Genomic DNA, 12,802 nt, shown 5'->3' with positions numbered 1-12,802 from the left:
CTGGTATCATTTATTACTTTACTCAGCGAAAGTGGACACGCTTGCGATGCATAAATCGGCCATGCCCCAGGAATCAACCGACACGTTTCAGGATCAAATCCGGATCATCCTCGTTGAAACCTCCCACTCCGGTAACATCGGTGCCGTGGCCCGGGCGATGAAAAACATGGGGCTGGCCAATCTGTGGCTGGTGAACCCGAATTCGTTTCCGGACGAGGCCTCCTACGCCCGTTCCGCCGGGGCCTCCGACATTCTCGATCGGGCCCACGTGGTGTCAACCCTGGACCAGGCGTTGGCCGATTGCGTGCTGGTGATGGGCACCAGTGCCCGCGGGCGCAAGGTGCCCTGGCCGGTCATCGCCCCGCCCGAGGCGGCGGTGGCGGCTGCCGAAAACGCGGCCCAGGGGCCGGTCGCCCTGGTGTTCGGCCGGGAGAATCACGGCCTGAGCAACGACGAGTTGCAGCGTTGCCACTATCACATCCACATTCCTTCCAATCCGGATTACAGTTCCCTGAATCTGGCCATGGCGGTCCAGGTCATGTGCTACGAGTTGCGCATGCATTTTCTGCGGGGCATTGAAGGTGGCGAGGGGAGCCCCTATCTAAAGCCCATGACCGCGCCGGGGGATCCGGGATGGGACGTGCCGCCGGCACCGGTCAATGACGTGGAGGGCTTTTTCGGCCACCTGGAGCAGGTGTTGATCGATGTCGACTTCCATCGCCGGGACAACCCCCGTCAGCTGATGACCCGCTTGCGGCGGCTGTTTCAGCGCGCGAGACTGGATCAAATGGAAATCAATATTCTTCGAGGTGTGTTGACGTCGGTGCAGAAAGCCGTCGGCCGCGGCGACAGCACCCCATCTACACAGGCCAAGCCACAGGCAACGGGACAGGACAATGGCGATGTTTGAGCGTTTGAGGGAAGACATAAACAGCGTTTTTCACCGCGACCCGGCGGCCCGGAATACCTTTGAGGTCCTGACCAACTACCCGGGGCTGCACGCGCTCCTGTTTCACCGCTTTTCCCACTGGCTGTGGGGGCTCGGGCTGAAATGGATTGCCCGAACCATCTCCACCATCGCGCGCTGGCTGACTGGCATCGAGATCCACCCGGGCGCCACCATCGGCCGTCGCTTCTTCATTGACCACGGTATGGGTGTGGTGATTGGCGAAACCACGGTGATCGGCGACGACGTCACGCTGTATCAGGGTGTCACCCTGGGCGGTACCAGTTGGAACAAGGGCAAGCGCCACCCGACCATCGGTAATGGTGTGGTGGTTGGCGCCGGCGCCAAGATCCTGGGTCCGTTTGAAGTGGGCGAGGGCGCCAAGATCGGCTCCAATTCGGTGGTAACCAAGGCGGTGCCGGACGGCGCCACCGTGGTGGGCATTCCGGGGCGGGTTATCGTCAAGAGAAAGGGCGAGGACGACCAGCGGCGCAAGGAAATGGAGGAGCGGATGGGCTTCGATGCCTACGGCGTGACCGAAGAGATGCCGGACCCGGTGGCGCGGGCCATGCGCTCGCTGCTGGACCACATGCACGCGGTTGATGACCGGATCGAGACCATGTGCAAGGCACTGCGCAAGGTCAACAGCGAGTATCAGAACGGGGCATTGCCGCCGCTGCAGGAAGAAGACTTCGATTGCGTTCGGGACGACAGCGAGGAGACCCGGGGGTGAATACTTGACTGCTTTACTTGGTCAATCCATACTCGCTGCTGTATTTCGAGATTCAATCCCATCATGGGGCTGATTGTATGAAGCTGACCACCAAAGGCCGCTACGCCGTGACGGCGATGCTGGATCTGGCTCTGCACGGAGATCAGGGGCCGGTCAGTCTCGCAGACATTTCAGCCCGGCAGCAAATCTCGCTGTCCTACCTGGAGCAGCTGTTTTCCCGCCTACGGCGCCAGCAACTGGTGATCAGCGTGCGCGGTCCGGGTGGTGGTTATCGCCTGAGCCGGGACGCGGACGAGGTCTATGTGGCCGAGGTGGTGGACGCGGTCAGCGAATCGCTGGACACCACCCGCTGCGGTAACAAAGGCGATTGCCAGCATGGCGAAAAATGCCTGACCCATCACCTCTGGTCTGATCTGAGTGATCAGATTCATCAGTTCCTGAGCGAGATCAGTCTCGGTGACCTGATGAAAAAGCACGAAATCCGCCAGGTTGCGGACCGGCAGAACCGCCGTCAGTCTGACAACGGCTCTGAAACGATCAACACCGAACGCCTGTCCGACCAGGCGCCGGCCTGAACATAACTCCCTGAGACCATGAAGAAACCCGTATACCTGGACTATGCGGCGACGACGCCTGTTGATCCCGCTGTCGCCGAAGACATGATCAAATACCTGACCCCGGACGGGGTTTACGGCAACCCCGCGTCCCGATCCCACGCCCTGGGCTGGCAGGCGGAAGCGGCGGTTGAGTCCGCGCGCCAGCAGGTCGCCCGCCTGATCCACGCCGATCCCCGGGAGATTGTCTGGACCTCCGGTGCCACCGAGTCGGATAACCTGGCGATCAAGGGCGCGGTCGAGGGTCGCGACAATGCCCACATCATCACTTCGGTGATTGAGCACAAGGCGGTGATCGATACCTGCAAGCACCTGGAGCAAAACGGTGTGGAGGTCACTTGGCTGACGCCGGGGCTGGACGGTCGGATCGGGGTCGAACAGGTGGCTGACGCGCTGCGGGACAACACGGTGTTGGTCAGTCTGATGCTGGTCAATAACGAGCTGGGCTGCATTACCGATATTGCCCCCATCGGCCGGCTGCTGCGGGACCGGAAGGTGCTGTTGCACGTGGACGCCGCCCAGGCCGCCGGCAAGATGCCGGTCGACGTGTCGGCTCTGAATGTCGACCTGATGTCCCTGTCCGGACACAAGGTATACGGGCCCAAAGGTGTCGGCGCGCTCTACGTTCGCCGGTCTCCGGACGTGAGGATTCAGGCTCAGATTCACGGTGGCGGCCACGAGCGCGGCATGCGTTCCGGGACCTTGCCGACGCACCAGATTGTCGGCATGGGCAAGGCCTTTACGCTGGCTGAGGCTGGTCTGGAGGCCGAAATGGATGACTTGGAGCGATTGCGGTCGGCGTTTCTCGACGGCCTTGAGGGGCTGGACGGTGTCACGCTCAATGGCAGTCAGGAGTCCCGGGTACCGGGTATCGTCAATCTCGCGTTCGAGGGGGTCGAGGCCGAATCGCTGATGCTGGGCCTGCGGGATCTGGCGGTGTCGTCCGGATCGGCCTGCGCCTCGGCCACCATCGAGCCGTCGTTTGTGCTGCGAGGCATTGGCCTGAGTGATGAGCTCGCCCACCGTGCACTCCGGTTCTCCCTGGGCCGTTTTACCACCTCCGAGGAGGTCGCGTTCGCCAGCTCGCAAATTGTTGATGTTGTTACCCGCCTGCGAGCAGTGCGGTAGGCAGTTGGCCTCCGACTGCGTATAATCGCAGGCCGGAATTTCAACCTGAACCCAAGTATGGAGAAAGACCATGGCAAATGAGCGTACGCTCTCTATTATCAAGCCCGACGCGGTTGCTAAGAACGTGATCGGTGAAATCTACAGCCGTTTTGAGAAGGCTGGCCTGAACATCGTTGCGGCCAAGATGATGCACCTGACCCAGGAGCAGGCCGAGGGCTTCTACGCCGAGCACAAAGAGCGTCCGTTCTTTAACGATCTGGTGGCATTCATGACGTCCGGTCCGGTTGTTGTCCAGGTTCTGGAAGGCGAAGGCGCCATCCTGAAGAACCGCGACCTGATGGGCGCTACCAACCCGAAAGAAGCCGACGCCGGCACCATCCGCGCCGATTTCGCGTCCTCCATCGACGCCAACGCCGTGCACGGTTCCGACTCTGCGGCGTCTGCCGAGCGTGAGATTGCGTATTTCTTCAATGACAACGAGATCTGCCCGCGCGGCTGATAGCGTTGCTCGGGGGCGGATCAACCGCCCCCGAATTGGTTATTTGATCGAGGTTATGAGATGACAGCGGCCGCTGAAAAAACGAATCTTCTGGGGATGCCGAAAGCCAAGCTCGAAGCTTTCTTCGAATCCCTGGGCGAAAAACGTTTTCGTGCCACCCAGGTGTTGCAGTGGATTCACCAACGCGGTGCCGATGACTTCGACCAAATGACCAATATGAGCAAGGCCCTGCGCGAGAAACTCAAGCAGGTGGCCGAGATTCGCGGGCCGGAGGTGGTGTACGACGAGACCTCGAAAGACGGCACCCGCAAATGGGTCATGCGCATGGACAACGGCAACAGCGTCGAGACCGTGCTGATTCCCGACGGTGAGCGGGGCACCCTGTGTGTGTCATCCCAGATCGGCTGCAGCCTGGACTGCACGTTCTGCTCCACCGGCAAGCGCGGCTTCAACCGGAATCTGACTGCGGCCGAGGTGATCGGTCAGGTCTGGGTTGCGCGCAAAGCGTTTATGCCATTCGAGCCGGGTCCGGATCGGCCCATCACCAATGTGGTGATGATGGGCATGGGGGAGCCCCTGCTCAACTTCGACAACGTGGTCGACGCCATGAACCTGATGATGGAGGACCTGGCCTACGGCATTTCCAAACGCCGGGTAACCCTGAGCACCTCCGGCGTAGTGCCTGCCCTGGATCGTCTGGCGGAAGTCACCGACGTGTCCCTGGCCATTTCGCTGCACGCGCCCAACGACGAGCTGCGCAACAAGCTGGTCCCGCTGAACAAGAAGTACCCCATTGCCGAGTTGCTGGCCGCGACCAAGCGCTACTTCGCCAAACTGCCAGACAAGCGCAAGGCCACCATCGAATACACGGTCATTGAGGGCATGAACGATCAGCCCGAGCATGCCCGGCAACTGGCCAAGCTGTTGCGCGATTTACCATGCAAAATCAACCTGATACCTTTTAACCCGTTCCCCGAAAGCGATTTTCGTCGGCCGAGCATGAACGCCACCCGGCGGTTCCAGGCGGTGCTGAACGAAGCCGGGTACATTACCACCATCCGGACCACCCGGGGCGACGATATCGACGCCGCCTGTGGTCAGTTGGTAGGTCGGGTAGAGGATCGTACCCGTCGCAGCCAACGGTATATCCAGGTTCAACAGGTCAATCCCTGACACGGCACTGACATCGAAGCAAGCGAGGAAGGCAGCACTGTGACGTACAAATCGACGAACTGGCGTTTTTCCGTCCTGGGGCTGGCTTTGGTCGCGGTATTCGTCACGGGCTGTGTGACCACGACGGACAGTCGGTTTTCCCGGGAAGCCGACCGGCAGGAAGCCATCGAGGACTACGTGCAACTGGCCACCGCTTACATCGGCCAGGGAAATCTGGATCGGGCCCGCCACCACCTGGATCGGGCCCTGGATCTCGACGGCGACAGTGCCGGCGCCAGGGCCGCGATGGGTCTGATCTACAACGCCGAGGGCGAGGCCGAGCTGGCCGAGTCGAGCTTCCGCCGGGCCATCTCGGCCGACCCGGATTACACCCGGGCCCGGGTCTACTACGGCGCGTTCCTGTTCGGCCAGGGCCGGATGCAGGATGCCGCCAGTCAGTTCCGGGCGGCCTCGCGGGACACCGAATACAAGGACCGGGGCTCGGTCTTCTTCAATCTGGGTATGACCCAGGAGCGTCTGGGTGCGCTGGATGGCGCCGCTGCCTCGTACCGTCGGGCGGTGGAGCTCAAGCGGGGCGATGCCCGCGCACTGCTGGCGCTGTCGCGGGTGCTGGCAGAGCAGGGCGATTTCAACGCCGCCGCCCTTTATTATTCCCGCCTGTCGTCCATGATGCAGCGCAATCAGCGTCTGCGGCATTCACCGGAAAGCCTGCTGACCGGGATCCGTATTGCCCGCTATCAGAATGATCGCGATCAGGAAGCCAGCCTGGCCCTGCAACTGAAAAACAATTTCCCTGAGTCCGTTGAATACGAACAATACAAGGTGCTGATCTCCAATGGCCAGTGAAGACAATGCCCAGACGGTATCGGGTGAGCCAGTTGGCCAGCAGCTGCAGCGCGCCCGTGAGCAAAAAGGTCTGAGCGCCGCTGATGTTGCCAAGGCTCAACATTTACGCCCGGCCGTGATCGAGGCGATTGAAGCGGGTAAATACGAACAGATCGATAGCGAGCTCTTCCTGAAAGGCTACGTGCGCGCCTATGCCAGTCACGTCGGCCTGGACACCAATGCCCTGATGGCCGAGCTGGATCGGGAATTGGAACCGCTGCGGCAGAAGCGCGAGCAGGAGGTGGAAGCCAATCCTTTGGTGGACATCGAACGCCGCCGCCGTCGCAAGCGTCGCGCGGCCAAGTTCACGCTGATCGTGGGTATGCTGGCCCTGGCGGCCTACCTGGTCTTTGCCTTCGTGCTGCCAGGTACCGATTCGGTCCTGCCGGAAGATCTGGTCGAGGAACCGGCCAGCGACGCGCAGCCGGACCTGGACCCAGACAACGAGACCAACCTGGAGGCGGAAGCCGCTTCGGCGCCGGTGGACAGCGGCACGGAACCCGCAGCGGGGGTCGAGCCGGAGACCAGTGAGCCGGTCGAGGCATCGATCCAGCCGGAGCCGACTGAACAGCCGGCGGCGTCCGAACCCGAGGTAGAGAGTCCGGAGCCGGCTATCGTTGAGGCCCCCGAGGAACAGCCTGAGACCGCCGTGGTACCTGCCCAGACTCTGGAGCCGGCTTTGGCGAGTCCGGTGGCGCCGGCAGAAATCACTGACACCGGCCGTCTGCAGATCACCTTCACCGGGGACTGCTGGGTCCAGATCAGCGATGCCACCGGGAACCGCCTGGTGAACTCATTGCAGCGCGGTGGTGATCAGGTCGATGTGTCCGGGGAAGCGCCCCTGCGGGTGGTGATCGGCGCCGTTGATGCGGTAGGCAGCATCCGGTTCCAGGGTGAACCGGTCGATATGAGCGGCTACCGGGTGGTGAACAATCGGTCGGAATTTACTCTGACGATCTGAAACTTGTTGAATTTATTGGTATCGGTCGGTAACTCATGAAGCACGAATCTCCAATCGTTAGACGCAAATCCCGCCAGATCATGGTGGGTAATGTCCCTGTGGGTGGTGATGCGCCGATCGCGGTCCAAAGCATGACCAATACCAACACCTGCGATGTCGAGGCCACCGTCGCGCAGATTCGCGCTCTGGAAGAGGCCGGTGCCGACATCGTGCGGGTTTCGGTCCCGAGCATGGAGGCGGCGGAGGCCTTCGGCAAGATCCGCGCCCAGGTGTCAGTGCCGCTGGTGTCCGACATCCACTTCGATCACAAGATTGCGCTCCGGGTTGCCGAGCTGGGCGTTGACTGCCTGCGCATCAACCCCGGCAACATTGGCCGGGACGATCGGGTCAGCGCAGTGATCAGTGCCGCCAAGGACCGCAACATCCCGATCCGGATTGGCGTCAATGCCGGTTCCCTGGAAAAGGCCCTGCAGCGCAAATACGGTGAGCCGACGCCGGAGGCGCTGGTGGAATCGGCCATGCGCCACATCGATATCCTCGACCGTTACGACTTCCAGGACTTCAAGGTCAGCCTGAAAGCCTCGGACGTGTTCATGACGGTGGCCGCCTACCGCGCCATTGCCAACCAGATCGAACAACCGCTGCACCTTGGGATCACCGAGGCCGGGGGCTTCCGGTCGGGCACCGTGAAGTCGTCCATTGGTCTCGGCATGCTGCTGATGGACGGCATTGGCGACACCATTCGCGTGTCCCTGGCGGCCGATCCGGTGCAGGAAATCAAAGTGGGCTTCGACATCCTCAAGAGCCTGCGCCTGCGCAGCCGCGGTATCAATTTCATCGCTTGCCCGAGCTGCTCGCGCCAGAACTTCGACGTCATCCAGACCATGAACGACCTGGAGGCGCGGCTGGAGGACGTCAACACGCCGCTGGACGTGGCCATCATCGGCTGCATCGTGAATGGTCCCGGGGAGGCGAAAGAGGCTGACCTGGGGCTGACCGGCGGCACCCCCAAGAACCTGTTCTACATGGCGGGCAAGCCGAACCAGAAGCTGGGCCAGGACACCTTGACCGACGATCTCGAGCGATTGATCCGCGAAGAGGTGGCGCGGCGCAAGGAAAAAGAAGATGCGATCATCGCCCGGTCCGACAGCTGAGCAACAGGGCCTGTCCGGCGACTAATACAGAAAGACGTGTAAGGGTTTAACTTGGCAAAGATTCAGGCAATTCGCGGGATGAACGACATCCTGCCGGAGCAGACGCCCGTTTGGCAGTTTGTGGAAGCAACGGTGCGCAAGGTGCTGGGGCAGTACGGATACCAGGAGATCCGAATGCCCATCGTTGAACAGACCGACCTGTTCAAACGATCCATTGGCGAGGTCACCGACATCGTCGAGAAGGAAATGTACACCTTCGACGACCGGAACGGTGACAGCCTGACCCTCCGGCCTGAAGGCACCGCCGGCTGCGTCCGTGCCGCTGAGGAGCACGGCCTGCTGTTCAATCAGACCCGCCGACTCTGGTACACCGGCCCCATGTTCCGGCACGAACGGCCCCAGAAAGGCCGTTATCGTCAGTTCCACCAGATCGGGGTGGAGTGCTTCGGCATGGCCGGTCCGGACATCGATGCGGAGTTGCTGATGCTGACCGCTCGACTCTGGAAGGAGCTGGGCCTGGCCGAGCATACCCGTCTCGAACTTAACTCCATTGGTACCTCCGAAGCCCGCCGGGTCTACCGGGACGCGCTGGTGGAGTATCTGAGCCAGTTCAAATCGGAGCTGGATGCGGACAGTCAGCGCCGCCTCGACACCAACCCTCTGCGGATTCTCGACAGCAAGGACCCGTCCACGCGGAAAATCCTGGAAAACGCGCCGGTGCTGGACGCATACCTGGACGATGAGTCCCGGGAGCACTTCGACCGGCTGCGGGCGCTGCTGGACGCGGCCGGTATCGACTACACCGTCAATCCGGCCCTGGTGCGCGGACTGGACTACTACGGCAAGACCGTGTTCGAGTGGATCACCGACAGCCTCGGCGCCCAGGGCACAGTGTGTGCGGGCGGCCGCTACGACGGTCTGGTCGAGCAACTGGGTGGCAAGCCCACCCGGGCCGTGGGTTTTGCCATGGGCGTGGAGCGCCTGATCCTGCTACTGGAAACGCTGGATCTGATTCCGCCCCACGTCAACAACCACGCCGATGTGTACGTCACCGCCATGGGTGAGGGAGCCGTCGCCTCGGCCCTGGCCCTGGCCGACGAGTTGCGTGCCGCCTTGCCCGAGGCCACCGTGGTGTCCCATTGCGGCGGCGGCAGTTTCAAGAGCCAGATGAAGAAGGCCGACAAGAGTGGCGCCCAGTACGCGGTGATCCTCGGTGACAACGAAGTGGCCAATGGCACGGCCGGACTCAAGCCCCTGCGCTCGGACGAGCAGCAGCGTGAGCTGGCCCGCGGTGACCTGGCTTCGGCACTGGCCAGCGCCCTGAATAACTGAACCCCGATTTAACAAAAGCAACGAATTCGACTACAGGAGTCACCATGGCTGAAATGCGCACCGAAGAAGAACAGGTCCAGGCGATCAAGGACTGGTGGAAAAAGAACGGCAGTTCGCTGTTGATCGGTATCGGTGCCGCCCTGGCCATCGTCTTTGGCTGGCAGGCCTGGCAAAACCACCAGGCGCAGCAGCGTACCGAGGCCGCTAACCAGTTTGCCAACCTGCTCAATGCCTTCAGTGCCCAGGGTGATGAGACTAGCGCTGAGACCGTGGCCTTCGTCGCCGAAACCCTGCGCGAAGACTACAGCGACAGCGCCTACGCGGTTTATGGCAACCTGATTCTGGCGCGGCAGCAGCTGATGGACGGTGATGCCAAGGGCGCCATCGAATCCCTGCAATGGGCGCTGGATAAGAGCGGCGATCAACAGGCTCTGAAGCTGGTGGTGCGAAGCCGTCTGGCCCGGGCCCAGTTTGACGCCGGCCGGCACGACGATGCCCTGGCCACCCTTGACGGCGCGGCCGATGCCGATGCGTTCGCCGCGATCTTCTCCGAGCTGCGTGGCGATATCCTGCTGGCCAAGGGCGATGAAGCCGGCGCGCGCGAGGCGTACCTCGCAGCGCGGGCGCAAAGCCAGCAGGGCCGCAGCGGCATCCTGGAGCTGAAGCTGTCTGACCTCGGTGTCGGGGAGGACGCCTGATGCGATGGTCTCGCAACGGGTTGATGCGCGGCGTCCTGGGCGCCGGCATGGTGACCATGCTGGCGCTGGCCGGTTGCAGCACAACCGATACCTTTGAACAGCCGGCGCCGGTGCCCGAAATCGAGAGTTCGGTGGAGTTCGAGCAGGTCTGGAGCATGTCGGTCGGTGACGGCCACGACGAGGACTTCCTCTATCTGGCGCCTCTGAACACCGGTGAAGTGCTGTACGCGGCCTCCGCCGACGGCGTGCTCTACGCCGTTCGGGCGGAAAACGGCAAGGTGGTGTGGCGTGCCAAGCTGGACGACCGGATCTTTGCCGGTGTTGGCGGTGACGCCGAGCGCCTGTACCTGACTACCCGGGACGCTGATCTTCTGGCCTTGTCCCGCGAAGATGGCCGTGAGCTCTGGCGCGCGCCACTGCCGACGGAAGTGCTGGCAACGCCGCAGTCCAATGGCCAACTGGTGGTGGCCCAGACTACCGACGGCCGGGTCCTGTCATTCAACGCCAATACCGGTGAAAAGCTCTGGCAGTACGACAGTGTGGTGCCGGTGTTGTCGATTCGGGCCGCCGCGGCCCCGCTGGTGGGCGGCGACATCGTTATCGCGTCCTTCGCCAATGGCAAGCTCATTGCCCTGAGCGCCGACGCGGGTCAGCCGCTGTGGCAGTACGAGGTGGGCGAGCCCCAGGGCCGCACCGAACTGGAGCGCCTGGTGGACATTACCGGCCAGCCGCTGGTGCTGGATTCCGCCATTCTGGTGGTGGGCTATCAGGGCAAACTGGCCCTGGTCGATATCCGCACCGGTCAGGAAATCTGGAGCCGCAAGGCGTCCAGTCTGCACGCGCCGATGGTGGGCGGTGGCGACATCTACCTGGCGTCCGCCAATGGTGATCTGCTGGCATTGCGCGGCTCCGACCGGCGGGAACTCTGGGTCCAGGATCGCCTGGCCTGGCGACAGCTGACCCAGCCTATGGTGGTCGATGATTACCTGGTGACCTCGGATTTCGAGGGCTACCTGCACATCCTGTCCCGGGAGGACGGCAGCCTGCAGGGCCAGCTCGAGTTCGATGATGAGGGTATACGCGTACCGGCACAGCGCCTGAGCGATGGTAACCTGCTGGTTTATGGCAACAGCGGCGACATGGCGGTGCTTAAAATCCGACCGGTCGACTGAACCATTCCCAGCCCGGTGCACGCACTGGGCTGTTTTCCTTTTTGCGTAGCGATTTATTATGACCCCAGTTATTGCCTTGGTCGGCAGGCCGAACGTCGGCAAGTCCACCCTGTTCAACCAGATGACCCGGTCCCGGGATGCCCTGGTTGCCGATTTCCCTGGCCTGACCCGCGACCGTAAGTACGGTGAGGGCAACTACGAAGGCCAGCGTTTCATCGTCATCGACACCGGCGGGCTCACCGGCGACGAGCAGGGCCTGGACGCCGAAATGGCGCGGCAGTCGCTGCAGGCCGTGGAGGAAGCGGACATCGTCCTGTTCCTGGTGGATGGTCGCGCGGGCCTGACCGCCGGCGACGAAACCATCGCCAACCACCTGCGGCGTTCCGGCAAGCAGGCGCATCTGGTCGTCAACAAGACCGATGGCCAGGACCCTGACATCGCCGCCGCCGACTTCTACAGCCTGGGATTTGAATCCACCTTCCTGATTGCCGCCTCCCACAACCGCGGCATCCGCTCCATGCTCGAATTGCTGCTGCCGTCTGCCGAGGAGCTGGACGAGGCGGACCGGGCCGATCGCTACCCCGGTATCCGGATTGGTGTGGTCGGCCGGCCCAATGTGGGCAAGTCGACCCTGGTGAACCGGATGCTGGGTGAGGACCGGGTGGTGGTCTACGACATGCCCGGCACCACCCGCGACAGTGTCTACATTCCTTACGAGCGTCAGGGCCACGAGTACACCCTGATCGACACCGCCGGGGTGCGGCGCCGGAAAAACGTCCGGGAGACGGTCGAGAAGTTTTCCATCATCAAGACCCTGCAGGCGATCGATGACGCCCACGTGGTTATTCTGGTCATCGACGCCCGGGAAGGGCTGGTGGACCAGGATCTGCACCTGATCGGCTTCGTTCTGGACGCCGGACGGTCATTGGTGATCGCGGTCAACAAATGGGACGGCATGGACCCGGACGACCGAGCGCGGGTCAAGGAACAGGTCCAGCGCCGCCTGGACTTCCTGGACTATGCGGACAAACACTACATTTCTGCCCTGCACGGATCCGGCGTTGGTGTGATGTACGATTCGGTCCAGGACTGCTATGAGTCGGCCATGGCCAAGTGGCCCACCAACCGGTTGACCGCGATTCTTCAGGATGCCGTGGCCCAGCACCAACCGCCGATGGTTCATGGCCGCCGGATCAAGCTGCGCTTTGCCCACCAGGGCGGCTCAAACCCGCCGGTCATCGTGGTGCACGGTAACCAGGTCGACGCCTTGCCCGGGGCCTACAAGCGTTACCTGGAAAATACCTTCCGCAAGGTCCTGAAGGTGACGGGCTCGCCCATCCGGTTCGAGTTCAAGTCCGGGGAAAACCCGTTTGCCGGCAAGGTCGACCGACTGACGCCGCGCCAGAAGGTGAAAAAGGACAACGACCTGAAGAAGGGTCGGCGCATCAAGAAACCCCGCCAGAAAAGCGTCAAGCGCTGATTCCGGCGCCTCGGACACGGTGCCGGA

Annotated in this window: 13 protein-coding genes; all 13 read left to right on the top strand. The window is 62.4% G+C overall.

Annotation, left to right across the window (positions count from 1 at the left end):
* The first annotated feature begins 46 nt into the window (after positions 1-46).
* The 13 genes from trmJ to der all read left to right on the top strand — a co-directional run bounded on the left by trmJ (position 47) and on the right by der (position 12,775).
* On the top strand, positions 47-910 hold the full coding sequence (gene trmJ / locus U5822_RS16460) for a tRNA (cytosine(32)/uridine(32)-2'-O)-methyltransferase TrmJ (RefSeq protein WP_322856694.1): 864 nt from the start codon (positions 47-49) through the stop codon (positions 908-910).
* A complete protein-coding gene (gene cysE / locus U5822_RS16455) occupies positions 903-1,679 on the top strand; it encodes a serine O-acetyltransferase (protein WP_322856693.1) in 777 nt (258 codons plus the stop codon). The genes trmJ and cysE overlap by 8 nt, the downstream gene beginning before the upstream one ends.
* Before the next feature lie 77 nt (positions 1,680-1,756).
* The gene (gene iscR, locus U5822_RS16450) at positions 1,757-2,254 is read left to right on the top strand and encodes a Fe-S cluster assembly transcriptional regulator IscR (protein WP_322856692.1); all 498 of its coding nucleotides are present in this window, start codon (positions 1,757-1,759) and stop codon (positions 2,252-2,254) included.
* Positions 2,255-2,272: 18 nt separating this feature from the next.
* Entirely contained in the window at positions 2,273-3,421 is a 1,149-nt protein-coding gene (locus U5822_RS16445) for an IscS subfamily cysteine desulfurase (protein ID WP_322856691.1), read from the top strand.
* Positions 3,422-3,491: 70 nt separating this feature from the next.
* The gene (gene ndk, locus U5822_RS16440) at positions 3,492-3,920 is read left to right on the top strand and encodes a nucleoside-diphosphate kinase (protein WP_036129335.1); all 429 of its coding nucleotides are present in this window, start codon (positions 3,492-3,494) and stop codon (positions 3,918-3,920) included.
* Positions 3,921-3,980: 60 nt separating this feature from the next.
* Positions 3,981-5,093 (top strand): dual-specificity RNA methyltransferase RlmN, encoded by a 1,113-nt coding sequence (gene rlmN / locus U5822_RS16435; RefSeq protein ID WP_322856690.1) that lies wholly within the window; start codon positions 3,981-3,983, stop codon positions 5,091-5,093.
* 39 nt (positions 5,094-5,132) lie between these two features.
* Positions 5,133-5,939, top strand: a complete 807-nt coding sequence (gene pilW / locus U5822_RS16430; protein ID WP_322856689.1) for a type IV pilus biogenesis/stability protein PilW — start codon at positions 5,133-5,135, stop codon at positions 5,937-5,939.
* Positions 5,929-6,939: a RodZ domain-containing protein gene (locus U5822_RS16425; RefSeq protein WP_322856688.1), complete on the top strand. Its 1,011-nt coding sequence runs from the start codon at positions 5,929-5,931 to the stop codon at positions 6,937-6,939. Before pilW ends, U5822_RS16425 begins: the two co-directional genes overlap by 11 nt.
* 35 nt (positions 6,940-6,974) lie before the next feature.
* On the top strand, positions 6,975-8,093 hold the full coding sequence (ispG, locus tag U5822_RS16420; RefSeq protein WP_322856687.1) for a flavodoxin-dependent (E)-4-hydroxy-3-methylbut-2-enyl-diphosphate synthase: 1,119 nt from the start codon (positions 6,975-6,977) through the stop codon (positions 8,091-8,093).
* A gap of 51 nt (positions 8,094-8,144) precedes the next feature.
* Complete coding sequence (hisS, locus tag U5822_RS16415; RefSeq protein ID WP_322856686.1) at positions 8,145-9,425, top strand: histidine--tRNA ligase; 1,281 nt, start codon at positions 8,145-8,147, stop codon at positions 9,423-9,425.
* A gap of 44 nt (positions 9,426-9,469) precedes the next feature.
* Positions 9,470-10,123: a YfgM family protein gene (locus tag U5822_RS16410; protein WP_322856685.1), complete on the top strand. Its 654-nt coding sequence runs from the start codon at positions 9,470-9,472 to the stop codon at positions 10,121-10,123.
* Positions 10,124-10,146: 23 nt separating this feature from the next.
* Positions 10,147-11,295 carry an outer membrane protein assembly factor BamB gene (bamB, locus tag U5822_RS16405; RefSeq protein WP_322856950.1) on the top strand — a complete coding sequence of 383 codons (1,149 nt, stop codon included), beginning with the start codon at positions 10,147-10,149 and terminating at the stop codon, positions 11,293-11,295.
* A gap of 58 nt (positions 11,296-11,353) precedes the next feature.
* Entirely contained in the window at positions 11,354-12,775 is a 1,422-nt protein-coding gene (der, locus tag U5822_RS16400) for a ribosome biogenesis GTPase Der (RefSeq protein ID WP_322856684.1), read from the top strand.
* Positions 12,776-12,802: the final 27 nt, after the last annotated feature.

The organism is Marinobacter qingdaonensis, assembly GCF_034555935.1.
In the GTDB taxonomy this organism is placed as follows: Bacteria; Pseudomonadota; Gammaproteobacteria; order Pseudomonadales; family Oleiphilaceae; genus Marinobacter; species Marinobacter qingdaonensis.
The sequence above is the reverse complement of the archived record's forward strand: the minus strand, read 5'-3'. Positions and strand labels throughout refer to the sequence as shown.

Excerpts from the sequence above, each read along its gene's own strand:
- trmJ (WP_322856694.1), top strand. The coding sequence starts at position 47 with ATGCATAAATCGGCCATGCCCCAGGAATCAACCGACACGTTTCAGGAT.
- cysE (WP_322856693.1), top strand. The coding sequence starts at position 903 with ATGTTTGAGCGTTTGAGGGAAGACATAAACAGCGTTTTTCACCGCGAC.
- iscR (WP_322856692.1), top strand. The coding sequence starts at position 1,757 with ATGAAGCTGACCACCAAAGGCCGCTACGCCGTGACGGCGATGCTGGAT.
- U5822_RS16445 (WP_322856691.1), top strand. The coding sequence starts at position 2,273 with ATGAAGAAACCCGTATACCTGGACTATGCGGCGACGACGCCTGTTGAT.
- ndk (WP_036129335.1), top strand. The coding sequence starts at position 3,492 with ATGGCAAATGAGCGTACGCTCTCTATTATCAAGCCCGACGCGGTTGCT.
- rlmN (WP_322856690.1), top strand. The coding sequence starts at position 3,981 with ATGACAGCGGCCGCTGAAAAAACGAATCTTCTGGGGATGCCGAAAGCC.
- U5822_RS16425 (WP_322856688.1), top strand. The coding sequence starts at position 5,929 with ATGGCCAGTGAAGACAATGCCCAGACGGTATCGGGTGAGCCAGTTGGC.
- ispG (WP_322856687.1), top strand. The coding sequence starts at position 6,975 with ATGAAGCACGAATCTCCAATCGTTAGACGCAAATCCCGCCAGATCATG.
- U5822_RS16410 (WP_322856685.1), top strand. The coding sequence starts at position 9,470 with ATGGCTGAAATGCGCACCGAAGAAGAACAGGTCCAGGCGATCAAGGAC.
- bamB (WP_322856950.1), top strand. The coding sequence starts at position 10,147 with ATGCGCGGCGTCCTGGGCGCCGGCATGGTGACCATGCTGGCGCTGGCC.
- der (WP_322856684.1), top strand. The coding sequence starts at position 11,354 with ATGACCCCAGTTATTGCCTTGGTCGGCAGGCCGAACGTCGGCAAGTCC.